The organism is Bifidobacterium panos (genome assembly GCF_012932445.1).
GTDB lineage: Bacteria > Actinomycetota > Actinomycetes > Actinomycetales > Bifidobacteriaceae > Bifidobacterium > Bifidobacterium panos.
Genome location: NZ_JAAIIJ010000004.1, coordinates 73,534 through 96,745 on the forward strand (window position 1 = coordinate 73,534; position 23,212 = coordinate 96,745).

The window sequence follows — 23,212 nt, forward strand, 5'->3', positions numbered from 1 at the left end:
CGGCGAAACGTTGGAATGGAATATGACACGCCGATTCATGCCTATAATTTAGTAAATATATTTACTTACGCTTATAAAGTCTCGTCACGCCACTGCAATACAGACGGGAGTGGCGTGCCCGCAAATGCATTCAGCTTGCAAGGAACTTGAGGATGGTTGCAGCGGCGGCATATCCCGCGCGATACATGCGCTCCAAACCTTCAAAGGACTTGCTCAACGTGCCAAGGCCATACAGGCTCTCCGGCGCAAGAATGAGCACGCGGCCGTCCCTCTCGTATTCCTTGGCCAAGGCGACCTCGTCGTTATAGGTTTGATAACGATTGAGCAGCCGCTCGGCAGCGGCGGGGTAGCGGCGTTCGAGAATCTTCGCCGGAGCCACATCCTTCTTCTGCTCGCGCAACACGTCCTTCGGGCGAGTGAGCACCACCACTATGCGCTCATAGCCGTCGTCCACAGCCTTGCGCACGGGAATGGGGTCGGCGATGCCGCCGTCGTAATAGGGCACCCCGTCGATCACATACGGCTCGCACGCCACCGGCACGGCGCTGGAAGCCTTCATGATGTCGAAATCGTCGAAACTCACGTCCGACTTGTCGAAATACTTCGTCGAGCCGTCCTCGGCATTGCATGCCACCACCGTGAAGCCGGTGGGGTTGGCCTCGAACGCCTCGAAATCCACCGGATACTCGCCGTCATGGTTGCTCAGCGTGCCATAGACGTAATCGAGATCCGCGAAATTGTGTTTCCTGATGAAATTGTCGACGCTGGCGTATTCCTTGCGGAAGGCGTATTCGGTATAGAACTTGTGATTGCGCCCATGCTGGCCCGCGATGAAGGACACCATGTTCGCGCTGCCGGCTGAGACGCCGTAGCAGTGGTCGAAGGTGATGCCGTCTTCAAGGCAGCGGTCCATCACGCCCGCGCCGTAAATCGCGCGAAAGCCCCCGCCCACGTCAATCAGTGCGGTGCGATGCTGGTTGTTCATGCTCATATCCTTTCCCTGTACTGTTCACGAGCTTACGCGCCATGAGAGGACAATGGAAAAGTTGCGCCGTCGGCCAAGCGTTATCGGCTGAGCAGATCGCGCGAAAGCCGTGCGATGCGCTCGCTGGAATCGGAATTGTCCAGCTCGACGGAACCGACTTGGCCTTCCGGTGCGAGTTGTCCCAGCGATTCCAGCACGAGAGAAAGATGATGCACCGTGCCTTCGTTGCCGTCGATGATCGTCGCCGAATCGGGCAGCAACTCGCCAAAATAGTCACGATAGAACACGAAATGAGTGCAACCGAGCACCACCGAATCGATCGTCTCCAAATCGTAACGGTCGAAATGGGCATGCAGCGCTTTCATCGCCAAATCGTGGTCGTCAAGTCGCCCCGATTCGACAATTTGGACCAAATCAGGGCACGGCTCCTTGAAAATCGTGTGTTCGGCGTCGAAGCGTTCCATCAGCTTGGCGAACTTGCGCTCGCGCAACGTCAGCTCGGTGGCCGCGACGATCACCCGCTGACGCTGGCCGCGCCCGCGATCGCACGCGAGCTTCAGCGCCGGTTCCATGCCGATGATCGGGATGTTGCATGCTTCGCGCAAGTCCTCTATCGCGGCGGAAGTGGCGGTGTTGCAGGCAACGACTATGGCTTTGGCGCCTTGGCTGATCAGACGTTCGGCGACGGCGAAACTCAAAGCGCGCACTTGTTCCGGGGTTTTGGTGCCATAGGGTGCGTTGGCCGAATCGCCGAAATACAGCACTCGCTCGTGCGGCATATCCGCCACGATTTGGCGAACCACCGACAGGCCGCCAAGACCCGAGTCGAATACGCCGATTGGCACCGTTGAACTCATGCGATTCCTCCTTGGGACTTGCCGGATTGCGTGCGTTCGACTATTTCTTACCCTAGCTTAAGTCGTTGTCCCGCGCCCCTTGTCATTTCGAGCGCTGTGCTGCGTCCTTTGTCATTTCGACCGGAGCGGCGTAGCCGCGTAGTGGAGAAATCTTTTGACGACGTTATATGGGGAGTGAGGCGCGGTAGGCGAGTAAGGTGGAGCGCATGAGCATTCCCCAGCAAGTCACCAAAGTGCACGCCACCGGCAACGATTTCGTGGTCTATGCCGACCCGGATGGGCGCTTCGAGCCGACCGCCGACGAAGTGCGGCGGTTGACGGATCGTCATTTCGGCATCGGCGGCGACGGGGTGATTCGCCTCGCTCACCCACACGATGTTTCGGATTTGTCCTCTGCTCAGATGGACAAATGCCGCACCGGTGGTGCCGAATGGTTTATGGACTATCGCAACGCCGACGGCAGCCTCGCGCAGATGTGCGGCAATGGCACGCGCGCCATCACCTTGTTCGCGCAATCGCGCGGCTACGCCGATTCCGGCGAAGGCGCCGAGTTCCGTCTGGGCACCAGGGCCGGGGTGAAAACGCTGGTTGCGCTGGGGGACGTGGACGGCTTGGGGCGAGGCGTGTTTCGGGTCGAGATGGGGCAGTTCAAGCGCGGTGAGCTTGACGCCTACGAGGTGAGCATTCCGGCCACCATCGGCTCGGCTCGCGGCACCTTCGTCGATATGGGCAACCCGCATGTTGTGGCGGTGCTTTCCGATGGGACGTCGAATCTGCCTGATGTCGATGCGTTGGATTTGAACACCAAACCGGTGGTTGCTCCGGTGCTGCAATCCGATCAGAATGTGGAGTTCGTGCGCGTCGACAAGGTGGACGCGTCAACCGGTCAAGGCAAGGCGACCATGCGCGTGCACGAGCGCGGCTGTGGTGAGACGCTGTCGTGCGGCACCGGGCTGTGCGCCACGGCGGTCACATTGTGCGCCAAAACCGGCGTCGAGTGTTGGACCATCAGTGTGCGCGGCGGTGTGTTGCGCGTCGAGGTGAATGAAGCGGTATCGACGGTGCGGCTCACCGGCTCGGCCACCCTAGTCGGCGATATCACCTTGTTGTAGCCTCAGCGGAACAGCGCCGGCCCGTCTTTGGCGAGGATGATCACAATCAGCACCAGCACCCACACCACGTCGATCATCAGGTCGTAATTGAGGCGATAATACGTGTCGAGCCCGCGTCGTTTGCCGTTCTTGCGCCCCGGCAATTCCTGCACCACAGCAGTGGCGTGGCTCAGCGCCATGAACTGAACGGTGGTGGCGAACATCAGCACCAGGCACCACGGGCACAGCGCGTTGATGACGAACAGCGACTGCGAGCTGAGCCAATAGGAATAGGCCAGCGCCGCCAACCCGCCGAACCAGGTGCATGTGGCGAACCAGCGCGGCACAGCCACGCGCGCCAAGCCGATGACGGCAATAGTGACGAACACCGATTCGGCGGCAATGCCGAAGAAAGCGTTCGGATAGCTCAACCCACCGAACTTCACGATTTCCGACTGCCAAGACTCGGCCACCGTCGAACATGACAGCACGGCGTTGACATCGCAGCTCAATTGCTGATCGGGGTGCCGGGCAAGCTCCAGCGTTTCGGCGCTCAGGACGAACGAGACGAACAGCGCCACTGCGGAGGCCACCAGCATCACCAGATAAATCCACGCCGGACCGTGCCGCCAGCCACGCGGTTTGCGTTCGAATGCGGCTTCTTGCTCGCTCATGGTCGTCTCCTTTCAACGGCTCGTCACCACTGTAACGTGTGTCATGGCCGGTTGCGGCTACGATGGGGACATGACGCATTTTCAGATGCCGACCGAGCCGCCCCTCGTTGGCTGGGATATTCATTGCCACACCGTGTTTTCGGACGGCACCCAAACCCCGGCGAGCTTGGTGGACGAGGCCAAGCGGCGCGGGTTGCGCGGCGTGGGGATCAGCGATCACGACACCAGCGCAGGTTGGCCTGATGCCCGGCAGGCGGCGCTTGAAGCTTCAATGCCGCTGTTGCGAGGCACGGAGATCACCGCGGTTGATGGCGATGTGAGCGTGCATGTGCTGGGATTGCAGTACGACCCGCATAACGCGCATATCACCAAACTGTTCGACGACACCCGCGCCGCCAGACTCAAACGCACGCAGCGCATGGTTCAGCGCTTGGCCGAGGATTATCCGATCAGTTGGCAATCCGTGCTCGCCCAGGTCAAGGAAGGCGAGCGCACAACGGTTGGGCGGCCGCATATCGCCGACGCACTGGTCGCCGCGGGGGTCTATCGCACGCGCGGCGAAGCTTTCGCGGGGGAGGTGAGCGCGAGTTCGAAATACTACATTCCCACGCCTTCGCCCAGCACACGCGAAGTGGTGCGCGCGGTGAGCGAGGCTGGAGGGGTCTCAATCATCGCCCATGCCGGTGATGCCAGTCGCAATCGGCTGCTGCTGTCGGACGAGCGGATTGCGGCACTGGCCGATGAGGGGCTTGCCGGGCTGGAGGTGTGGCATCGCGGCAATTCGCCCGAGCAACGCGCGCGATTGCTCGATTTGGCGCGGCGTTTCGGGCTGCTGGTCACCGGCGGCTCGGACTGGCATGGTGCAGGCAAGCCGAACGAACTGGGGGAAAACCTCACCGACGAGGCCACAATCGCCGAAATCGTGCGCCGCGGCGCGTTGCCGCTGGACTAGTTGCTGGACTAACTGTCGCTGGACTAGCTGTGCACGCGAAGAATCACAGCGCGCCGAAGCCGACGGCGTGTTTGGTCTCGGAACCGATGATCGCATAACCGAGCATGCTGGCCGGAACGATGATCTGACGCCCCTTGTCGTCGGTAAGCGCAATCGATTTATTGGCGTCGAGCGCTTCAGTGATGGTCTTATTGACGTTTTCCGCCGAATCCTCGGTGCTGAACGTGACGGCGCGCGGCACGTTCTGAATGCCCAACTCGATGTTCATAGATTCTCCTTCACAAACAGTGATGGTCGTTTCTGCCATTGTGCCGTATGCGCCCGAACGGACGCGCGGATTACGCTTGCGGCGTGGTGCTTGCCTCGCCGGTGTCGTCGTCGGGTTCAAGGCCGGTCTGCGCGTCACGCAGGGCACGTTCGTCGCGTTCCAGCAACGGGATGATTTCGGTGACCGAGGTGTTGGCACTTGGCTCGACGGTTCCCCTTGCCGGTTGCGCAATGATATCGTGCTCGCTGGTATCGTCCGCGTTCGCAACGCTTGCCGCGTCGCCGGTGTCGTCGTCGAGTTCGTCCAAGATAATCGTGGCTGAAGTTCGGGGAACATCGACGTGTCGGGAATGGGTAAGCGTGGTGCCGGCACCCGCCATGTTGTTGCTCTCCTCGGCATTGCGGCTTGGCATATCGACATGCCCGGCGGCTGCGATCTGCGAGGAACTCGTGCGATCGGGATCCATCGTGTCGTCCGATTCTTGGGGCTGCTGGTTGTCGCTTTCAGCTCGTCCGCGCGTGTCGTCTTTCATCAACAGCGTGCCCACGGTGATTGTCGAAGGCATATCGCCGCGTTTCGTCGCGGAGTTTTCCTTCGGTTCCGTGGCATCATGCGCGCTGACGCCAAGCTGGTGCGCCAGTCTGTCAACCTGCGCCTTGAACTGGATGATGGCGCTATTATCCGCCCGGTTCAGCGCGCGGATGAAATCGCCAACCTGTGCCATCTGCACCCACAGGTTGGAGCGAAGCATAATCAAATCGTCAAGGCGGTTGCCCATCATGCGACCATACGAGGTGAGTACCGCGTTGCGATGTTCTTCGTCGAGCTTGGAGAAAATCCACGCCAGGTCTCGCGCCGGGTCGTTGACTTGCATGTTCTGCCAGTTGTTGATGGCGGTGATTGTCGAGCCGTCGAATTTCACATCGCCATCCTCGAAACCGCCGTGCACCATCGTGGTGCTGAACGACCACAATCCTTCCGTTTCGATGATGCGCGCCCAGCTGGAGGTGATTTCGTTCGGCACATGGCCGGCGTTGCGCAGTTGCTTGATCCACGCCGTCAGTTGCGCGCGAATCTGACCCGTGGTGAACACCGGATAGCCGGCTTCTTTGAGAAATCCCGGTTGCAGGCGGTGGATCGCGCCGATTGCGGTGCCCATCGAGGAGCATTCGTCCAACGACAGCTGGTCGAGCGCTCGTTCGCGCCCCTCCTGATGCATATTCACCAACACCGCCGTGTTTCCGGTCGGCCCCGTGCCGTCGCCGGGTGTGAAGGCGAGTGGGCGTCCGAGTGAGAAACCAAGCCCGCCGGGTTCCCGCGCCTGCATAAGCGTGCGGGCGGCTTTCACGCGCGCGGCGAGCAGCTTGCGCCCACGCTCGCTTTCGCAGGCATACACGTCATACAGCGTGCCCGCCGCGTCACGCACCTGCGCTTGGTCGATGTCGTGCATATGCGTCGCGCCCGCGAAGACTCCGGCCACCACGATGGACGGCATGGCCGCGGAAGTCAAAGCGGCCAGCATCAGTTCGTTTCGTTCACTCACACCTCCACCCTAATACATGCAAACGCCGAAAACGGGCGGACACGGCACTCGACTTGATATGTCGGGTCTGCTGGGCAGGGCGCTTGTCACAATGGGGTTATGGATGCGCTGCTCGATGGTTTGGATGAGGCGCAACTGGCCGCAGCGACGACGCTGGATGGCCCGGTGCGCATCATTGCCGGTGCCGGCGCGGGCAAAACCCGCACGGTGACCCGGCGCATCGCGCATGCCTGCACGAGCGGCGCGTGGGACGCCTCGCGCGTGCTTGCCGTCACCTTTTCAGTCAAAGCCGCCGCCGAAATGCGCGTGCGTCTGTCCTCGCTCGGCGTGGGCGATCAGGTGAGGGCCGCCACGTTCCATTCCGCAGCCTTGCACCAGCTGCGCCGTGTGTGGCTCGACGTATGCGACGCGCCCTTTCCCCGTCTGATCGAAGACTCCCACGACACCACAGTCCGCGCCATGCGCCGCGTGGGTCTCATTGATGAATTGGACGATGTGACAGTGGGGGCGGTGCGCGACGAGATCAACTGGGCAAAGATTTCCCTAGTGGCTCCCAGCGAAGTCCAGCGCGTGGCCGCTGCCAGTGAGCGTTGCCGTCCAGCCGGCATGGAACCCGCGCGTTTCGCCAATGTGTACGAGGCGTACGAGCTGGAGAAAACCGCGTGTGGCGAGATGGATTTCGATGACATCCTGCTGATGATGTGCCATGTGTTGAGCGACTTCGAGGAGGCGGCGGCGCAGGTTCGCCATTCCATCGGGTGGCTCACCGTGGATGAATACCAGGATGTTTCCCCATTGCAACACCGGCTCATGCGCCTGTGGCTGGGGGACAACCGCAATGTGTGCGTGGTGGGTGACCCGGCGCAGACCATTTATTCTTTTGCGGGGGCATCGAGCTACGACCTGCTCGCCTTTGCCGATGAGTTCAAGCCGCTGGCGGCTGACATCAGCTTGGACACGGATTACCGTTCCAGCCCGCAAATCGTCAGATACGCCAACAAAGTGCTTGCCGCTTCGCCCGTGCGCCACGAGTATCTGCGGCTCCAATCCGCGCGTCAAAATGGCCAACGGATTGCGCGCACGGTCTATGACACCGATGCCGAAGAGGCGCGGGGGGTGGCTTTACGCATCGCGCGGTTGGTGCAAGCCGGTGAAGATCCGGCCGATTGTGCGATCCTGACCCGCATCAATGCGCAGCAGGCCATATATTGCAGTGCATTGCGGGCGCAGGGGCTTCACTATCGCGTGCGCGGCGACTCGTCTCCCGCTCCCATGGCGGATCTTGACGCGGCGCAGAACATCGCCATGGTCGAGATGTTGCGTCAGCGCTCGCAAGCCGAGGACAACGCGACGGCGCGTAAATTAGGGCGCGTCACCGTGTCCACGATTCACGCGGCGAAGGGGCTGGAATTCAAGCACGTCTTCGTCATCGGTTGCTCCGAGGGGCTGATTCCCTACGGCTCGTCGCAGGACCACGATGCGTTGGAGGAGGAGCGGCGGCTGATGTATGTGGCCATCACCCGCGCCGAGACCACCTTGCACATGTCATACGCGCGCTCCAAGGACGGCATCGGCGCCCAGCGGCGCTTCTTGAGCCGCTTCCTGAGCTAAGTGCGACGAAGCCTACTTGTCTTCGCCCGGCGTGGGGTCCGCACCTTGGGAACCGTCGTCACCCAGCAGTTTGGAAAGCTCCGCATCCCAATCGTTGCCGGAAGTGGCTTCGGGCGAAACCGGCGCAACGGCACTCCCGCCTTCAGCCAAAGAAGGCAGCAGATCGGGGTGTGCCCATTTCGCGTCGCGCCCTTGTGTGCCTTGGTCCGCAGTGATCATCGACCACAGATCGGCGGCCTCACGCATGCGCTTGGGGCGCAACTGCAATCCCAACAGACTCTCAAACGTGCGCTCGGCCGGCCCTCCGATGGCCCGCTCCCGTCGTGCCATTTCGCTCAACTGCTCGATATGCTCGATATGCGCCATACCCGCGCGCCACACCACGCAATCCACCCAGCCTTCGACCAGAGCGAGCAGCAATTCGATGGAGGCCATCGCCTGACGCTGCTCCTCGGTGTCGGGAATGCCCACTTTGGTGAGGTTGACAGCATCGGATATGGAATCGGGGTCGAAACCGTTCGCGTCGCGCAGCTGTTCTTCCATCGCGTCCAAGTCGATTGCGATACCGCGCGCGTATTTGCCAATCAGCGCTTCGAAACGCGGCATCAGCCACGGCACGCCGGCGAACAGGCGGGCGTGTGCGGCTTCGCGTAACGCGAGGAACGCCATCACCTCGCCCTCGTCAATGGGCTCGCTGTGTGTGATTTCGTTGAACAGTGCCTCGGTTTGCGCATCGATGCCGGCGCGCTCGGGGGAACTTTCAGTGTTCTGCTCCCCAATCTCAACGTCGTGCTCAACGTCGTGCAGCGAATCGTCCATCTCCCCATTAAGCGACTTCGCGTAATCCTGAATGTTCTGCGCCACCAATGCACCCGCAGGATTGGACAGCAGCGCAATGCCCTGATCGAAGCCGCCATGCACTTCCCGGCTGAGCACCCCGGCCGCATGCCCCAGCTGCATGGCGAAAGACGTATTGCCCAAAATCTTGATAATCTGAACCGGGTCTTTCATGCCATCGGGAACCGGAATCGGTACGGGGCCGGCGAACACGCCCGCGATTTCCCCTTGGAAGGAATCGCCAAGCCGTTCCGAAAGCACCGAGGACAGCGCCTCACCCATGGATGTCGCTATCGGCCCGGCGAACTTGGCCCAAGCGTCCAGCGTCTCCTCAACCCATTCGGCCCGCGTGAGCGCTTGCGGTTGGCCGGCCGGCGGCGCGAACTCGCACGCGGTGTCAAGCCACAGGTTCGCCTCGCTCATCGCCCGCCTGACAGCCGCGCCTTCTTCGGCGCTCACCGTGGTGCGCGAGCCGTCCGCATTGGCGCGTTGCAACGCCAGTGATTTCGCGAGTTTGACGTTGATGGGCCCCTCTTGGGACGCCTGCTGCAGGTCGTCCGGGGTGTTCAATCCCCCCATCGTGAACGCATTCATCAGCTGTTGCACTTCGGCTGGGTTCGGCAGGGTGCTGGGATCTTGGTTCAGCAACTGCTCGCGAACCGGCTTGGGTAGTTGGGATAGCTGCTGCCAGGCAAGCTCGCCTTGCGTGGGGCCGAAGCAGGTGATCAGCCATTCGCGAAATGCGTTTTCATCCATATCGGTTTGTCCTTACAAATCCCTGTGTCCTGCGGATGCTTCCATCTTAGAGCGCCCTGCCCACGTTTTCGCGCTGAGCTTGGCTGACTGCCATGATGCGTGTGTAGTATGCACGGTATGTCGTTGCATCTTTCATCGCTCAAGCGTTGGCCTATGCGCCTGCGTCGGTATGTACGCGCCCGCTCTTTGCGCTATATGGCCGGCCTGATCGCCGTCGTGCTGTCCGTGGTGGTGTTGTGCTTGCCTAGTGCCTATTCGGTGCAATGGCCCGGCCCCACCCTGAACGTGCTGGGCGACAGCGGGGGGCAGCCGGTGGTGAAGGTTTCCGGAGCGAACACCTATCAGGACACGGGCAAGCTACTGCTCACCACCGTTTCCGCCAACGGCGTGCCTGGCTATCCGGTGAGCAATGCGGAAGTGATATGGGCCCTGCTCGATTCCGCGCGAGTCGTCAAGCCGCGCGAGGCGGTGGTGCCGGTGGGACAGACCACGAAGGAATATCAAGCCGAAACGCTCAAAGATATGACCTCTTCGCAAGACAAGGCAGTCAAAGCGGCGACAAGCGTGCTGGAGGAGCAAGGCGTCGATGTTTCAAAACTGGAAGTTTCAATGCACGTCGATGACATCGGCGGCCCCTCGGCAGGTATGATGTATGCGCTCGGCCTGATCGACGAACTGACCCCCCAAAACGAGTCCGGAGGCAAAACCATAGCCGGCACGGGCACCATCAACGACAAAGGGGAAGTCGGTGCCATCGGCGGTATCAAGCTGAAAATGCTTGGCGCGAAACGTGACGGTGCGACATGGTTCCTCGCTCCGAAAGGCAATTGCGACGATGTGGTGGGGCATGTTCCCTCGGGGTTGCGTGACGTTCAGGTTTCGAATCTGAACGAAGCGTATGACGCCTTGGTCGCCATCGGCGAGGGGCGCGGCGATGAGCTCCCCCATTGTACTGTTGACTGAAGGATATGCAGATACTTAGCGAATGAAAACCTCGAACTGGCTGACTGAGGGGTTCCGCAACAAAGTAAGGAGAGGCAGACGATGAATGAGGACATGAGGTACATCGCGGACGACGGCACCGTGCTCACCGACGAACTCGTCGAGGAGCTCGCCGCCGAGGCCGAGAACGGGTTCGCCAACAGCATCCTGACACCAGTCGACGGCAGGCCGTGGGAAAAGGAAACCAGCACCGGTTCATCGAAAGGAGGCAATGATGACCGATTACCGAATCCTCTCGTTTGACGACTTCGACGAAACCGAGCGCAGGATGCTGAGCGAGGCAATCGCTCAAGCCGAACGCGGCTACACTGACGACCAGCTCGCCCGCGCCCGTCGCCGTGGGCCAAGCACGGATTCCGATTCATCGATAAAACCTAATGCATAGGGGGCGTGTGCCGTTAACGTATCTGTTCGTTGCATATTGCTATTGTTGGGGTCGTGGATCAGACTGCATCACAGAACGCCGAAGAATTCGGCTTTACGTCCGGCGACATCGTGCAGGAATGGCTGTGGGATGACGACGTTGATGATTCCATCCGAGCCAAGATCGAGGAGTTGACGGGCGAGGAGCTTGTCGACGAGGATTACGATTCGGCTGTGGACGGTGTGATTTTGTGGTGGCGCGACGGCGACGATGAAGACGAGCTGAGCGACACAATTGTGGATGCCTATGCGGTGATCGGCGACGACGGCCCGCTGTGGGTGCTCACGCCCAAACCCGGGCGCCCCGGTGCCGCGAGTTCCAGCACGGTACAGTCCGCAGCCAAGACCGCGGGTATGAACGCGGCCACCCCGCTGACGGCCAGCCCCGATTGGAACGGCATCCGTCTGCGCGCCTACGGCAAAGGCAGGTAAGCCACTTCGCCGCAGTGGGCGATGAGGGACTCGAACCCCCGACATCCACCGTGTAAAGGTGGCGCTCTAACCAACTGAGCTAATCGCCCGCACATCACACCATAGCAAACCCTGCAAGCGAATGGTGAATAAGCCGTGAGATTTCGGCACAATTCCCCGAGCGTCGCAATAATCACGTAGAGTAGCTGACAGTATGTTTGTAGGAGGTATGACCCATGGCTCAACAGTCTGAAGCTTCAATTCCTAGGGTTGGCAAGCGCAAGTGGGGGTACGACGCCGAGCAGGTGGATGAGTTCCTCGATCACGCGCATGCGCTGTATGACAGCGACAATGTGCAACTGACTCAGCGGGACATTCAGAAGGCCTCTTTCAAGCTGACTCGAGGAGGCTACGACATCGCGCAGGTGGATGCGGCGCTTATGCGTTTGGAGCGCGCGGTGGTCGATAAGCAGACCACGTGGGAGATTTCCCAGCATGGGCGCGTCGCATGGAAGGCGCAGACCGAAGACTTGTATCGTCAAATCGCGCGGCATGCGAGCCGTACGGAGCGTGAGCGTTTCGGCGAAGGCAAGAAGGGCGAGCCTTCCTATGACCGCAAGCAGGTCGACAAGCTTACGGATGATATCGTGAGCAAGTGCGCCGCCGAACTTGGTTTGGAAGGCGCCGAGGTGGGCAATGCGCGTGATTTGGACAAGATCACAGCGGCGCACGTGGCGAACATCGTATTCACCCAGCGTAATGGCAAAAAGGGGTACAGCGAACGGCAAGTCGATTATTTCCTAGGTGCCTGTATTCAGTTGCTTAGCCGCCTTGAATCCTATGAGCGTCTCACCGGCTACGTTGCCGCAGACGACGCCGACACCGCCGCCGCGGAACCAGTCGCGGCACCGGCTCCTGCCGAAACTGGTGTGACACCACTGTTCTCCCAAGGCATGCAGGCTCATCCCCGTGCTGACGAGTCCATCGAAACGCCGCACTCATTCGCACCGGGTGGCGACGCGCAGAGTTTCGAGGCGTTGAGCCAAGCCGAGCAGAGTCTGTTCACGCCGAAAGCGCCGGCTGTCCAGCGGGAGGTGCAGGTTGCGCCGGTCGAGCAGCCTGAGCAACAGCCTGAGCGATATGCGAAGTTAGAGCAGTATGCGCGGCCTGTGAAGTCTGTGGAGTCCGAGTTGCCTGTGCAATCTGTGCAGTCTGTCCAGTCTGACCTGCCTATGCAGCATGTACGGTCTGTGCAGCCGGAGCGGTATGCGCAGTCTGAACAATCTGCGCAACCTGTACAATTTGCGCAATCTGTGCAGCCTGTACAGCCTGTGCAACCCATGCAACCTGTACAACCTGCGCAACCCGAAAAGAGTGCGCCGGCCTCCTTTGCCCCCACGTCCAAACCGGAGGAGAGACCTGCCAGCGCGTCCGCGTCGCTCGCTTCTCTCGCGGACATGGTCGAGGCCACTTCGCAAGAGATGCCCGCGATTGATATCCCGAGCTTGCCGCAGATGCCGAACCTTGACGCGCCCAATCCTTTCGTGTCAAGTTCCTTGCCTCCCTCCTTCGTGCCCACCGGGCAGGAGAATGCCGATGGGGCAACGTACGATCCGGCTTCCTCAGCCGCTGATGACGAAAAGAAAGAGCAGTGAGCCACAACAACACGGTTGTCATTCTCGGTTCCACCGGATCCATCGGCACCCAGGGGCTTGATGTCATCGCGCGTCACCCCGAGCGGTTCACTGTTGCGGGGCTTGCGGCCGGGGGCGCGCATGTCGATTTGCTGGCGCGGCAAGCGGCGCGTTTCCATGTGCCCACGGTCGCGGTGTTCGATGTTGCTGCCGCCAAGCCGCTGCGCGAGGCTCTTGACCAAGCCGGTGCCACCGGCACGGCGGTCGAGGCGGGTGCCCAGGCCGTCGTCGCTTTGTCCGGAACGGGTGCGGATGTCGTGCTCAACGGCATCACCGGTTCGATTGGTTTGGAACCGTCCATCGCCGCGCTCAAGGCCGGTTCCCAACTGGCTTTGGCCAATAAGGAATCCGTGGTGGCAGGTGGCCATCTGCTGTTCGGCGCGCAGGTGCGTTCAAGTCAGATCAATCCGGTTGATTCCGAACATTCCGCCATATGGCAGTCGTTGCGTTCCGGCTCCCATGCGGAAGTCGCCAAGCTCATCGTCACCGCGTCCGGCGGGCCGTTCAGGGGGCGCAAGCGCGATCAGATGGCTGATATCACACCCGAACAGGCGTTGAACCATCCAACATGGAATATGGGCCCGGTGGTGACCATCAACTCATCCACCTTGATGAACAAGGGGCTTGAGGTCATCGAGGCTTCGCGTCTGTTCGATATTCCCCCTGAACGCGTCGAGGTGACGGTGCACCCGCAATCCATCGTGCATTCGATGGTCGAATTCGTCGACGGTGCCACCATCTGCCAGGCTTCCCCGCCGGATATGCGCCTGCCGATCGCGCTTGGCCTGTCCGCGCCGGAGCGGCTTGGGGACGTGGCCGCCGCCTGTGACTGGACGAAGGCGGCCGAATGGACGTTCGAGCCGCTGGACGACGAGGCATTTCCTGCCGTTGCCCTGGCGCGTCACTGTCTTGCCGCATCCGAAAAACATACCGCCGTGCTCAACGCGGCCAACGAACAGGCCGTGCATGCCTTCCTGGAACACCGGTTGCCGTATCTGGGCATTGTGGACACGGTCAAGGCCGTGCTCGACCGCATGGATGCCGAGTTGCGTGGTGCCCCATTGTTCGCAGACGTGGAGGAAATGAGCCAAATCGAATATGAGGCGCGCAGCTTAGCCGACGCTCTGATAAACCGGCAACAGTAGTCGACCCCCGCAAGCGGGAGGTGTCGGCGGATCCAAGCCAAGTAAGCCATGAGAATTGCGAGTGAGAACCATGCCAGACGCGCCAAAACCATTCCGTAAGACAGGCGATCCCGCCGTATTGGCCAGCGAAAGCCCGCTGCATCCGCGTCGACCTTCACGCCGCATTATGGTCGGCCCGGTGCCGGTTGGTGCTGGTGCGCCGATTTCCGTGCAGTCAATGACGAATACCCTCACAGCCGACATCAACGCCACACTGCAGCAGATCGCCGAACTGGCCGCCGCCGGCTGCGATATCGTGCGCGTGGCGGTGCCCAGCCAGGATGATGCCGACGCGCTGCCCGCCATTTGCGCCAAATCGCCGATTCCGGTGATTGCGGACATCCACTTCCAAAGCAAATACGTGTTCCAGGCCATCGACGCGGGGTGCGCCGCCGTGCGCGTCAACCCGGGCAACATCCGCAAGTTCAGCGAGGTCGGGCCGTCCATCTGCAAGGCCGCCACCGATGCGGGCATCTCCCTGCGCATCGGCGTGAACGCCGGTTCGCTCGACAAGGAGCTGTACGCCAAATACGGCGGGCCCACGCCCGAGGCGCTGGTCGCCTCCGCGCTCAAGGAAGCGCACATGTTCGAGGATGTGGGCTTTAAGGATTTCAAAATCTCCGTCAAGCACCATGATGTGATCACGATGGTCGAAACCTACCGTCTGCTCGCTTCCAAAGGCGACTGGCCGCTGCATCTGGGCGTCACCGAGGCCGGCCCGGCGTGGCAGGGCACCATCAAGTCATGTCTCGCGTTCGGGGCGTTGCTGGCCGAGGGCATCGGCGACACGATTCGCGTCTCGCTGTCCGCACCGCCCGTCGAAGAGGTGAAGGTGGGCTGCAAACTGTTGGAGTATATGGGTCTTCGCCCGCGCAAGTTCGACATCATTTCCTGCCCGAGCTGCGGGCGCGCGCAGGTGGACGTGATTGAGCTGGCCGCCGCGGTGACCGAAGGGTTGAAGGACGTGACCGCGCCGATTCGCGTGGCTGTGATGGGTTGCATCGTCAACGGCCCGGGCGAGGCGCGCGAGGCCGATTTGGGTGTTGCGTCCGGCAACGGCAAAGGGCAGATCATTGTCAAGGGCAAGGTCGTCGAAACGGTCCCCGAAGATCGTATCGTGGAAACGCTGCTCGCCAGGGCGCAAGTCATTGCCGCCCAAATGGAATCCGAAGGCCAAATCCCCGAAACCTCCACCGGCCCCATCGTCGTTCCGGTCTAGCCATTTTCCATGGCGCGGTGTTTTCCCCGTGGCGCAATATCATAAAACGTTGAAATAGCAACAAAACCGCGCCATGAAAACACCGCGCCATGGGAGCTGGCGGGGTGAAACGTAGAATGGCGGTTGTGTCGAATTCAGGAGCAAGCGCCGACGGGCGGTCGCAGTGGTCCGCAGGGCGCAGGCTTGCGGTGAGTCTGCCGATTTTTATTGTCATGGTTGGGCTGCTGGTCTCCATTTCCAATCTCACTACTGTTCCGTGGGATAACAATCCCACCGGGCAGACTATTGAGACGCTCACCTCCGATACGGCCGTCACTTTCGCCGCCGACGAAACGAAGGGTGTGTCGGCCGATACAGCCGGCAATGCCGCACTTGATCAGGCGGGAACATACGAGGTTTCCAAGCGCGCGGTTGTGCTTGAGGTGGCGCGTGACGGCACGCTGGTCGGTTCCCCGCACGAAGTGGCGGTTGACGAGAACGGCGATGTTTCGCAGCAAACACCCGATAACAGCACCGACACCGGCAGCGGCACTGGCGACAGCGACGGCGTGACGCAACACATCACCGTGCTCATCCGTGAACCGGTCGGAGCCCAAGGCAAGCACCCCGGCATGGTGTTCCTGCACGGCGCCGGATATGGCACCGCCTACAACTCCTTCGGCGATGTGGCCGAAACCCTCGCTTCCGCCGGCTTCGTCACCGCCGTGCCCGACAAGCCCGTGTGGAACACCTCGGATGTGACGCGTGACTATCCGGCCTCCGCCCGCGCTTATGATGCGGTGGTCGGATTGCTGCGCGACAGCGGCAACGTGGACGCGGACAAGGTCGGCCTGTACGCCACGTCCGAATCCTCATGGATCGCGCAATATGTGGTGGACAGCGATCGGCGCATCGCATTCCAGGTGCTCCTAAGCCCCATGGTGTTCACCCCGCGCCAATCGCTCGGCTTCTTCGTCTCGCAGGACTTCGCGCTGGTCGGAGCGAATGAAGGCTATCAATCCATCGTGCGGCGTGTGTTCAACAGCGATGCCGCATTGGTCGGCTTGCATAATTTCGATCTCGATCTGCCCGAAACGACGGCGTATCGCGTGCCCACCCTCGTGGCGTATGGTTCCAAAGACGTGATGACCGCGCAGGTCGAGGGAGCCAAACGCATCCTGACCAAAGCGCACGAGGCGGGCAACTGGGACGTGACCATACGCAGCTATCCGATAGCCAACCATGTGCTGCGTCTCGGTGACGAATCGCAAAGTGGCACACAGTTCGCGGACGACTATCTGAAAGATTTGACGGCCTGGGCTTCAGGCACCGCGCTGGGACTGCAGCAAACCAGCGAGCGGGTGGCCGGCAGCACCATCTACCAGTCGATCGCCGTGCCCGACGAGTTGCGGCCGCGCACCGCAATGACGGCGTATGGGTTGATCCTGCACGTCGACACGGTGCTGTTGCTCGTCATTACCGCGGTGATGTGGTTGGTGGCGCTCGGGCGGCGGGTGCGCTGGCGGTGGGGCGGGCGGTCGCGCGGCGCTTCAGGCCGGAGAAGCGGCAATGACCCCCTGGGCTTCACGCATGGGTTCGGCAATGCGCTCGTGACCTTGAGCATCACCACCTTGGCGACGTTGCTGCTGTTCGGCGCAGGCCTCGCCCAAGTGATTCTGGCCGTGATGCGCCTAGATTGGGGTGCCGCCCCCGACGAGGAACCCGGTATGATCTGGTGGAGCTGGCCCGTCATCCAAGTGGTGTGCACTGTGGTGGTGTGGGCATGGTCGCGCGTGTTCGCCCGGCTGATCGAAGTGGCTGTGGACCGCGGAATCCTAGCGTGGCCGCCGCGTGCGGGCGCGATTCGTTCGGTGGTCAGTGGCTCCAAACCGGTGCTCGCCTCGACACGCTTCGCGCGAGTGCTGTTCTGGCTCACGTTCGCGGCCATGCTGCATGTGCTATTCGTCTTCGCCTTCTGGGGGCTGTTCATATACTGAGGGAAGTGAGCGATGGCGTTATATCGCGATGAAGGCGTGGTGCTGCGCACGGCCAAACTCGGCGAGGCCGACCGCATCATCACCCTGCTCACGCGCTCGCACGGCAAGGTTCGCGCGGTCGCCAAAGGGGTGCGACGTTCCAAATCGCGTTTCGGCGGGCGGCTTGAGCCGTTCATGCGCGCCGATCTGCTGATAGCGCAAGGGCGCTCGCTGGACGTGATCTCGCAAGCGGAATCGCTGGCCGCCTATGCCGCGCCGATCAGCGCCGATTTCGAGGCGTATTCGGCGGCGAACGTCATCGCCGAAACCGCCGACAAGCTGGTTGCCGCCGAAAACGAACGTACGGGCGCGCAATACCGCTTGCTGGTCGGGGCCTTGAACGCGCTGGCGAAGCATGCCCACGCGCCCCGGCTCATCTCGGCATCGTATGTGATGCGCGCCCTGTCGCTCGCCGGCTGGACGCCCAGACTCTCCTCATGCGTGGTGTGCGGCGGGACAGATGCGGCGTTTTTCTCCGTGCCCGATGGCGGCGCGATGTGCGCGAACGACCATACCACGCAATCGCATCGTGTCGCCCAACCGACGTTGTGCCAGCTGGAGGCGCTGCTGAACGGCGATTGGGCGGCGCTTCAAGGCGTCACGGAGCCGTTGCCTGAAACCTCGCGCATCGTTGAGGATTGGGCTGAATACTATCTCGAACGCCCCTTACGTTCGTTGCGCATTTCGTAGTCGTTCGGCGTGGTTGCTAGATTGTGACATATGGCTTTTGAACACGTGGACTATACGTCGCTGAGCGTTCCCGATGCCCCCTTCTCGGATCCCTCGCGTATCCCCGATTTCCCCAAAGGCAAGGTGCCGCGCCATGTGGGTGTGATCATGGACGGCAACGGGCGTTGGGCCAAGGAGCGCGGCTTGGTGCGCACCAACGGCCATCAGGCCGCCGAACCCGTGGTGTTCGACACCATCGCTGGTGCCATCGAAGCGGGCGTGCGCTACTTAAGCCTCTATACCTTCTCCACCGAGAATTGGAAGCGCAGCCCTCAGGAGGTGCGTTTCCTGATGGGCTTCTCGCGCGACATCATTCACCGCCGCGTGGCGCAGATGGACGAATGGGGCGTGCGCGTGCGCTGGTCGGGCCGCCGCCCGAAGCTGTGGAAGTCGGTGATCGACGAGCTTGAGGTGGCGATGGAGCGTACCAAGCGCAACAAGACCATTGACGTGGTGTTCTGCATCAACTACGGCGGGCGCGCCGAAATCGCCGACGCCTGCGCCGCCATCGCGCGTGAGGTGCGCGAGGGGCGCATCAGCGGTGAGCGCGTCACCGAGAAGATGGTGGCCGAGCATCTGTACAACCCCGACATTCCCGATTGCGATTTGGTGATCCGCACCTCGGGCGAACAGCGCACGTCCAACTTCCTGCCGTGGCAGGCCGCCTATGCCGAACTCGATTTCGTACCCGAACTCTTCCCCGACTGCGGCCGCGAGGTGCTGTGGCGCTCCATCGACCACTACATCCACCGCGACCGTCGCTTCGGCACCGCGTGAGTAACTGCCGCGCCTTCGACACCTGCTATACTGTATAGCAGTATGGCATATATAGTATATGGGATGGCACACGAGGGGGCGCTATGGCAACAGTGCAGATGAACAGCCGCATTGATGAAGGCCTGAAGGAACGATACGAGCGTGTGCTCTCCGAACATGGGTGGCAGCATAGTCAGGTGATGCGTCAGCTGTGCGAATACGTTGCTGACGAAGGCGATCTGCCGGCTCTGCGGACCACCTCCCAGCGCGACGAGCAGGCTCGGGTGCGTGCGCGTCGGCTGAAAGCGCTGAGCAACTTTTCCGGGTGCGTCAAACGCGAACTTGCCAAGGCCGGGTTGATGACATCGTCGCAAGCATTGCTGCCTGATATGACTGATGCCGAATTGAAGGAATGGAGGCGTGATTCGCTGGGTGAGGATTATCTCGCCGATCTGCAGCGGCGCCGGCTTGCGGCAGGGGAGTAGCGTTATGCAACGAGAAACGATTGTGCTGTGTGATAGCAACATTTTGATTGATCAGGCGCTGGACTGTGGGCCGTGGAGTTCCCGCATCGCGGCTTTCATGGAGCGGGCCGTCGCCAACGACGTGACCATTGCGGCCACGTCATTGGCGATAAAGGATTTGTCATACGCCGTGCATTGCGTGATGAAACGCCGGTGGCTTCATTCCGAGTCCGTCGTGGAATCAGCCACGGCCAAGAAGGTGATTCCGGGCGTTCTGCGACATACGCTGCACAGCGCGATTGAGCTATACAAAATCGTGCCAATTGGCGAGTCGGAATGTCAGCGCGCAATGGCTCTGGAAAGCCGGCACAGTGATTTTGAAGACAATCTCATCATTGCCGCCGGCGAAAGCATCGGGGCGGTGCGTATAGCGACATACGATGAGCAGTTGATCAAACACTTTCCCGACCTGTGCGCCAAACCGGAAGACATCGCATTGCCCGGAGATTGATAGCTGAGCCGAGCTCACCCCTCGCTCAAGAACTCGTTGGTGGCGAGATCTTTGGACTGCGGGGCGGTGTGCACCGTCTTGCCGTCAGCGTCGCTATAGGCGTCCTCTTGGGCCAGGAAGTCGAAATAGGCCTGTGTGCCGCTGAAATCGACGGTGCCGAGTGTGAACGAGCCGTCCTCGATCTTGGCCGGGTCGCCCCAATACTGCCCATCGACGATGAAGCGCATGCTCTTCTTGACGAAATCAGTTTCGAGATTCGCGTCAGGAGCCTCCTCCACAAGCATTTCAGAAGCCTCGTCGGGGTGCTCATAGGCGAACTGATAGCCCTTCTGCGCAACGGCCACGAACTTCTTCACCAAAGCGGGGTCGCTTTCGATCAGCTTGTCGCTGGTGATGATGCCGATGGAATCCGCGTTGCCGGGCACGCCGTAATCAGGCTCCGCGAAGCAGGTGAGAGCCGGCCCTTCCATATCGGCCTGCACGCCCTCCCATGTCGAATAGAACCCGCCGAAATCGGCTTTGCCGCTGGAAAGCGTCTGGAACGTGGACGTGCCCACGGTCACCTTGTCGAACTCGCCTTTGCCGCCGTCGGTCTGGATCATGCGGCGCACCACCGCGTCCGATTCGTTGGAACCGAACGTGGCGAAGGTCTTGCCATCGAAGTCTTTCGGGGATTTGATGGCGGTGTTGGAAGCCAGCGAGCACCAGATCGCGCTGGGCTTCTGCTGTACCTGCATGACTTCCTTGAGTTTCGCGCCTTTGATGGCGTAAGTGCTCACATTGGTCAGTGTGGTCAGCGCGAAATCGGCCTGTCCGTTGTTGACGGCCTGCTCGCCGCCTGCTTGGGCCACGGGCACGATGTCGATGTCAATGCCGGCGTTCTCGAACCAGCCTTGGTGTTTGGCCACGTAGATGCCGATGTGATTGGTGTCCGGCGTCCAATACAGCATAAAGGTCACCTTTTTTAAGGCACCTGTATCGGAGGTGTCGTTGCTCTGACCACAAGCGGCCGCGGTGAACATCATGGCTATGGCACTGGCGGCGGCGAGCGCTTTGGTCGCGAATGCGGTCAGTGGGTTGCGCGGGTGGCTGATATGTCGAATATGCATGGCGATTTCCCTTGAATCCAAGCTTCATTATCGTTTTCTAGGGATGCGCTGCGAGTAGGATTCAGGCAGAAAACGATATGCAAGGGCCAGCCCCGCTCGTCCAATGCCCCCGGCGTGCAGGCCGCCGGTTTGCCACACATTGGCTTCAAACAGCGATTGCCATTATATGCGGGCGCGTGACGAACCGCGGCGTCACTGGCCGGCGTCGGGATCGTCGTCGTCCCGCGCGGGCCCCAACATCAGCCGCTCGACCAAGCTTATCGCCAGCAAGAGCAGTCCCGTCATGACGATGATCACCAACGTGGCGGCGAACACCAGTCGCGTGTTAAACGAGTTGTAGGCGGACTGCAGCCAGATGCCCAAGCCGCCCCGCGCACCGAGGTATTCGGCGGTGGCAGCCGTGGCGAAAACATAGGCGGCGCTGATGCGAAGACCACCGAAGATCTGTCGCGCGGCCACGCGCAGTTTGACATGCCATAGCGTCCATACGCGCGTCGCGCCGCAGGTCAGCGCCACATCGGAATAGAACTCGGGCACCGCGTCGAGCCCGCGCATCGTCTGTACGGCAATGGGGAACAGGCCGAACAGCGCCACAATCGCGATCTTGCCCTCCGGCTCGAAACCGAACCAGATCAGAAACAGTGGCGCGATGGCGATCAGCGGCAGGGTTTGCGCGGCGGCCAACAGCGGGGAGAAAGCGGCACCGAGCGTGCGCGAGCAGTGGAACAGCATGCCGAACGCCACTCCCAGCACCGCGGCGATTGCGAATCCGACGAACCCCTCATAAGTCGTGGCTTTGGCGGCGGGCCAGAGCGTGGGCCATGTGCGCACGGTGGCTGCGAGAATCTCGCTGGGGCTTGCGGGCTTGACGCTAGGGTTGTCCGCCACCGCGGGCGAATTGGCGGCAAGGCGCGCCCACACCTCCCAAACCGCAAGCAGCACGACGACAGCGACGACGGTGGGCAGGCAGCGGCGAAGCGCGGCTCTGGCGGTGGAATATTCCTGCCGAATCGCAGGAGCCGATGTCCGCTTGTTTGCGCTCGCCATCATCACCTTTCTTCCTTACGTACAGACAGACAGCGCAAGTTGAATTGCGCCCCGTTTGTTGGATTGCGTTTATTAGGATACATGGCTAGCTTGCGAGGAGCATATTCCGGTATCCTTCCGGGTGTGCCCCCTGGGTTTTTCCTGGCGGCGTCAGCTACTGGTGTATTGGCGATCGATGTATCGCACATCGGTGCGGGGTTGCGTGATCTAGTGAATCGTCAAGTCATCGGCTACGAGTAGGTCAGAGCCCCATCGCCTGCCCCGGATCGTTGGTTGCGTCCGTCGCGCCCTGTTGCGTGTTGGGTTTGGGCGATGGTGCCCGTTCGCCCCAGAGCATGTCGTCGTATCGTCCTGCAGGGATGCGAGCCGTTCCTTCGCCCTGACGGTGATGTCCCGTTTGAACGCGTTGTCCACGCGCACCCGTTCTGTGCCGTCGAGAGCGATGGTGTCCGCGGCGAAGATTTGGGCGGTTTGCTCGGGTGTGAGCGTGGAGCCTTCCATGTGATTGGAATTCCATGCGAACCATACCTGGGTTGCCGCGTAGATGCCATTGGAATAGCCGGCGTCGCGTTCCCGGATCAGCCGTTCGACGATTCTCTCGCCCATGATGCCCGTTTCCTTCGCCTGCTTTCCTGCCCTTAATCCCTACTATTCGCGATGCCTCCATTGATGGCGTAAGTGCTCACACTGGTCAGCGTGGTCTAAATTTCCCAGTCCAACAATCGTGGTGCGGTTCAAGTGGGCTGTTCGTGTCGATATCAACGGACGGCGTCATTTTGCGATGGTAGGTCATTCCCGTGTCCTCTGTAGACCCGTGCCGATGTAGTGAACTCGTTCCCTGTCTGCTGTGAGTCACAGTGTGCGTTGGTATCATTCTCGGTCTGTCTTAAGTTGCAGTGCCCATTGCTATCGTTCTTGGTTTGTCTTAAGTTGCGGCGCGCTCGCTGTCGTTCTTGGTTTATTTTGGGTTGCGGTGCTCGTTGTCTTCGTTCTTAGTGGGTTCCGTTCAGTTTTCGTGTTGTTTGATCGGCTCCGGTGTCTGCGGCGGATGTTGCCGTGTTCGACACCCCGGAC

Annotated in this window: 24 protein-coding genes and 1 tRNA gene; 15 read left to right on the forward strand and 10 right to left on the reverse strand. The window is 61.1% G+C overall.

The window, feature by feature from the left end:
- Positions 1-130: 130 nt before the first annotated feature.
- Both G1C94_RS02405 and murI read right to left on the reverse strand, forming a co-directional pair.
- Positions 131-991, reverse strand: a complete 861-nt coding sequence (locus G1C94_RS02405; RefSeq protein WP_172144298.1) for a patatin-like phospholipase family protein — start codon at positions 989-991, stop codon at positions 131-133.
- 74 nt (positions 992-1,065) lie between these two features.
- Positions 1,066-1,842: a glutamate racemase gene (murI, locus tag G1C94_RS02410; protein WP_172144299.1), complete on the reverse strand. Its 777-nt coding sequence runs from the start codon at positions 1,840-1,842 to the stop codon at positions 1,066-1,068.
- A 206-nt stretch (positions 1,843-2,048) separates the two neighbouring features.
- Between murI and dapF the strand changes: the two genes are divergently transcribed.
- Positions 2,049-2,954 carry a diaminopimelate epimerase gene (dapF, locus tag G1C94_RS02415; RefSeq protein ID WP_172144300.1) on the forward strand — a complete coding sequence of 302 codons (906 nt, stop codon included), beginning with the start codon at positions 2,049-2,051 and terminating at the stop codon, positions 2,952-2,954.
- A 2-nt stretch (positions 2,955-2,956) separates the two neighbouring features.
- On the opposite strand, the gene G1C94_RS02420 is transcribed toward dapF, so the two are convergent.
- Positions 2,957-3,607, reverse strand: coding sequence for a vitamin K epoxide reductase family protein (locus tag G1C94_RS02420; RefSeq protein ID WP_172144301.1), 651 nt, complete (start codon positions 3,605-3,607; stop codon positions 2,957-2,959).
- A 70-nt stretch (positions 3,608-3,677) separates the two neighbouring features.
- Here G1C94_RS02420 and G1C94_RS02425 point away from each other — a divergent pair, with 70 nt between their 5' ends.
- Positions 3,678-4,559 carry a PHP domain-containing protein gene (locus tag G1C94_RS02425; protein ID WP_172144302.1) on the forward strand — a complete coding sequence of 294 codons (882 nt, stop codon included), beginning with the start codon at positions 3,678-3,680 and terminating at the stop codon, positions 4,557-4,559.
- Positions 4,560-4,602: 43 nt separating this feature from the next.
- Here the strand turns inward: G1C94_RS02425 and G1C94_RS02430 are convergent, their stop codons facing one another.
- Positions 4,603-4,827 (reverse strand): DUF3107 domain-containing protein, encoded by a 225-nt coding sequence (locus G1C94_RS02430; RefSeq protein WP_172144303.1) that lies wholly within the window; start codon positions 4,825-4,827, stop codon positions 4,603-4,605.
- A gap of 70 nt (positions 4,828-4,897) precedes the next feature.
- On the reverse strand, positions 4,898-6,349 hold the full coding sequence (locus G1C94_RS02435) for a phosphotransferase (protein ID WP_172144346.1): 1,452 nt from the start codon (positions 6,347-6,349) through the stop codon (positions 4,898-4,900).
- A 120-nt stretch (positions 6,350-6,469) separates the two neighbouring features.
- On the opposite strand from G1C94_RS02435, the gene G1C94_RS02440 reads away from it, so the two are divergent.
- Complete coding sequence (locus tag G1C94_RS02440) at positions 6,470-7,981, forward strand: ATP-dependent helicase (RefSeq protein WP_172144304.1); 1,512 nt, start codon at positions 6,470-6,472, stop codon at positions 7,979-7,981.
- 12 nt (positions 7,982-7,993) lie between these two features.
- Here the strand turns inward: G1C94_RS02440 and G1C94_RS02445 are convergent, their stop codons facing one another.
- The gene (locus G1C94_RS02445; protein ID WP_172144306.1) at positions 7,994-9,574 is read right to left on the reverse strand and encodes a zinc-dependent metalloprotease; all 1,581 of its coding nucleotides are present in this window, start codon (positions 9,572-9,574) and stop codon (positions 7,994-7,996) included.
- A gap of 117 nt (positions 9,575-9,691) precedes the next feature.
- Between G1C94_RS02445 and G1C94_RS02450 the strand changes: the two genes are divergently transcribed.
- The 4 genes from G1C94_RS02450 (at position 9,692) to G1C94_RS02465 (ending at position 11,431) form a co-directional block, all read left to right on the forward strand.
- Positions 9,692-10,537, forward strand: a complete 846-nt coding sequence (locus G1C94_RS02450) for a S16 family serine protease (RefSeq protein ID WP_253902279.1) — start codon at positions 9,692-9,694, stop codon at positions 10,535-10,537.
- 81 nt (positions 10,538-10,618) lie between these two features.
- Positions 10,619-10,819 carry a hypothetical protein gene (locus G1C94_RS02455; RefSeq protein WP_172144310.1) on the forward strand — a complete coding sequence of 67 codons (201 nt, stop codon included), beginning with the start codon at positions 10,619-10,621 and terminating at the stop codon, positions 10,817-10,819.
- Positions 10,791-10,961, forward strand: coding sequence for a hypothetical protein (locus tag G1C94_RS02460; protein WP_172144312.1), 171 nt, complete (start codon positions 10,791-10,793; stop codon positions 10,959-10,961). Before G1C94_RS02455 ends, G1C94_RS02460 begins: the two co-directional genes overlap by 29 nt.
- Before the next feature lie 53 nt (positions 10,962-11,014).
- On the forward strand, positions 11,015-11,431 hold the full coding sequence (locus G1C94_RS02465; protein WP_172144314.1) for a DUF3052 domain-containing protein: 417 nt from the start codon (positions 11,015-11,017) through the stop codon (positions 11,429-11,431).
- A 15-nt stretch (positions 11,432-11,446) separates the two neighbouring features.
- Here G1C94_RS02465 and G1C94_RS02470 read toward each other — a convergent pair.
- A tRNA-Val gene (locus G1C94_RS02470) sits at positions 11,447-11,520 on the reverse strand.
- Positions 11,521-11,646: 126 nt separating this feature from the next.
- Here G1C94_RS02470 and G1C94_RS02475 point away from each other — a divergent pair.
- From G1C94_RS02475 to G1C94_RS02510, 8 genes are all read left to right on the forward strand, one after another.
- Positions 11,647-13,065, forward strand: a complete 1,419-nt coding sequence (locus G1C94_RS02475) for a DivIVA domain-containing protein (protein ID WP_172144316.1) — start codon at positions 11,647-11,649, stop codon at positions 13,063-13,065.
- Complete coding sequence (gene dxr / locus G1C94_RS02480; RefSeq protein ID WP_172144318.1) at positions 13,062-14,249, forward strand: 1-deoxy-D-xylulose-5-phosphate reductoisomerase; 1,188 nt, start codon at positions 13,062-13,064, stop codon at positions 14,247-14,249. Before G1C94_RS02475 ends, dxr begins: the two co-directional genes overlap by 4 nt.
- 70 nt (positions 14,250-14,319) lie before the next feature.
- Entirely contained in the window at positions 14,320-15,507 is a 1,188-nt protein-coding gene (gene ispG / locus G1C94_RS02485) for a flavodoxin-dependent (E)-4-hydroxy-3-methylbut-2-enyl-diphosphate synthase (protein ID WP_172144320.1), read from the forward strand.
- 212 nt (positions 15,508-15,719) lie between these two features.
- Positions 15,720-17,483 carry an alpha/beta hydrolase family protein gene (locus tag G1C94_RS02490; protein ID WP_253902283.1) on the forward strand — a complete coding sequence of 588 codons (1,764 nt, stop codon included), beginning with the start codon at positions 15,720-15,722 and terminating at the stop codon, positions 17,481-17,483.
- Positions 17,484-17,495: 12 nt separating this feature from the next.
- On the forward strand, positions 17,496-18,212 hold the full coding sequence (gene recO / locus G1C94_RS02495; RefSeq protein WP_172144322.1) for a DNA repair protein RecO: 717 nt from the start codon (positions 17,496-17,498) through the stop codon (positions 18,210-18,212).
- 30 nt (positions 18,213-18,242) lie between these two features.
- Positions 18,243-19,028 carry an isoprenyl transferase gene (locus tag G1C94_RS02500; RefSeq protein ID WP_172144324.1) on the forward strand — a complete coding sequence of 262 codons (786 nt, stop codon included), beginning with the start codon at positions 18,243-18,245 and terminating at the stop codon, positions 19,026-19,028.
- An 83-nt stretch (positions 19,029-19,111) separates the two neighbouring features.
- Entirely contained in the window at positions 19,112-19,492 is a 381-nt protein-coding gene (locus G1C94_RS02505) for a type II toxin-antitoxin system RelB/DinJ family antitoxin (RefSeq protein ID WP_172144326.1), read from the forward strand.
- Complete coding sequence (locus G1C94_RS02510) at positions 19,428-19,982, forward strand: hypothetical protein (protein ID WP_172144328.1); 555 nt, start codon at positions 19,428-19,430, stop codon at positions 19,980-19,982. Before G1C94_RS02505 ends, G1C94_RS02510 begins: the two co-directional genes overlap by 65 nt.
- A gap of 14 nt (positions 19,983-19,996) precedes the next feature.
- On the opposite strand, the gene G1C94_RS02515 is transcribed toward G1C94_RS02510, so the two are convergent.
- The 3 genes from G1C94_RS02515 to G1C94_RS07745 form a co-directional block, all read right to left on the reverse strand.
- Positions 19,997-21,091 carry an ABC transporter substrate-binding protein gene (locus tag G1C94_RS02515; RefSeq protein WP_172144330.1) on the reverse strand — a complete coding sequence of 365 codons (1,095 nt, stop codon included), beginning with the start codon at positions 21,089-21,091 and terminating at the stop codon, positions 19,997-19,999.
- A 192-nt stretch (positions 21,092-21,283) separates the two neighbouring features.
- A complete protein-coding gene (locus G1C94_RS02520; RefSeq protein ID WP_253902280.1) occupies positions 21,284-22,141 on the reverse strand; it encodes an ABC transporter permease in 858 nt (285 codons plus the stop codon).
- A 204-nt stretch (positions 22,142-22,345) separates the two neighbouring features.
- Entirely contained in the window at positions 22,346-22,744 is a 399-nt protein-coding gene (locus G1C94_RS07745) for a hypothetical protein (protein WP_253902281.1), read from the reverse strand.
- Positions 22,745-23,212: the final 468 nt, after the last annotated feature.

Bases quoted from the DNA above. Each gene is read 5' to 3' on its own strand.
- G1C94_RS02405 (WP_172144298.1), bottom strand. From the start codon at position 991: ATGAGCATGAACAACCAGCATCGCACCGCACTGATTGACGTGGGCGGG.
- G1C94_RS02475 (WP_172144316.1), top strand. From the start codon at position 11,647: ATGGCTCAACAGTCTGAAGCTTCAATTCCTAGGGTTGGCAAGCGCAAG.
- ispG (WP_172144320.1), top strand. From the start codon at position 14,320: ATGCCAGACGCGCCAAAACCATTCCGTAAGACAGGCGATCCCGCCGTA.
- G1C94_RS02430 (WP_172144303.1), bottom strand. From the start codon at position 4,827: ATGAACATCGAGTTGGGCATTCAGAACGTGCCGCGCGCCGTCACGTTC.
- G1C94_RS07745 (WP_253902281.1), bottom strand. From the start codon at position 22,744: ATGGGCGAGAGAATCGTCGAACGGCTGATCCGGGAACGCGACGCCGGC.
- G1C94_RS02425 (WP_172144302.1), top strand. From the start codon at position 3,678: ATGACGCATTTTCAGATGCCGACCGAGCCGCCCCTCGTTGGCTGGGAT.
- G1C94_RS02450 (WP_253902279.1), top strand. From the start codon at position 9,692: ATGTCGTTGCATCTTTCATCGCTCAAGCGTTGGCCTATGCGCCTGCGT.
- dapF (WP_172144300.1), top strand. From the start codon at position 2,049: ATGAGCATTCCCCAGCAAGTCACCAAAGTGCACGCCACCGGCAACGAT.
- murI (WP_172144299.1), bottom strand. From the start codon at position 1,842: ATGAGTTCAACGGTGCCAATCGGCGTATTCGACTCGGGTCTTGGCGGC.
- G1C94_RS02455 (WP_172144310.1), top strand. From the start codon at position 10,619: ATGAATGAGGACATGAGGTACATCGCGGACGACGGCACCGTGCTCACC.
- G1C94_RS02500 (WP_172144324.1), top strand. From the start codon at position 18,243: ATGGCTTTTGAACACGTGGACTATACGTCGCTGAGCGTTCCCGATGCC.
- G1C94_RS02520 (WP_253902280.1), bottom strand. From the start codon at position 22,141: ATGATGGCGAGCGCAAACAAGCGGACATCGGCTCCTGCGATTCGGCAG.
- G1C94_RS02445 (WP_172144306.1), bottom strand. From the start codon at position 9,574: ATGGATGAAAACGCATTTCGCGAATGGCTGATCACCTGCTTCGGCCCC.
- G1C94_RS02490 (WP_253902283.1), top strand. From the start codon at position 15,720: ATGGTTGGGCTGCTGGTCTCCATTTCCAATCTCACTACTGTTCCGTGG.
- G1C94_RS02460 (WP_172144312.1), top strand. From the start codon at position 10,791: ATGACCGATTACCGAATCCTCTCGTTTGACGACTTCGACGAAACCGAG.
- recO (WP_172144322.1), top strand. From the start codon at position 17,496: ATGGCGTTATATCGCGATGAAGGCGTGGTGCTGCGCACGGCCAAACTC.
- G1C94_RS02440 (WP_172144304.1), top strand. From the start codon at position 6,470: ATGGATGCGCTGCTCGATGGTTTGGATGAGGCGCAACTGGCCGCAGCG.
- G1C94_RS02505 (WP_172144326.1), top strand. From the start codon at position 19,112: ATGGCAACAGTGCAGATGAACAGCCGCATTGATGAAGGCCTGAAGGAA.
- G1C94_RS02420 (WP_172144301.1), bottom strand. From the start codon at position 3,607: ATGAGCGAGCAAGAAGCCGCATTCGAACGCAAACCGCGTGGCTGGCGG.
- G1C94_RS02435 (WP_172144346.1), bottom strand. From the start codon at position 6,349: ATGCTGGCCGCTTTGACTTCCGCGGCCATGCCGTCCATCGTGGTGGCC.
- G1C94_RS02515 (WP_172144330.1), bottom strand. From the start codon at position 21,091: ATGCATATTCGACATATCAGCCACCCGCGCAACCCACTGACCGCATTC.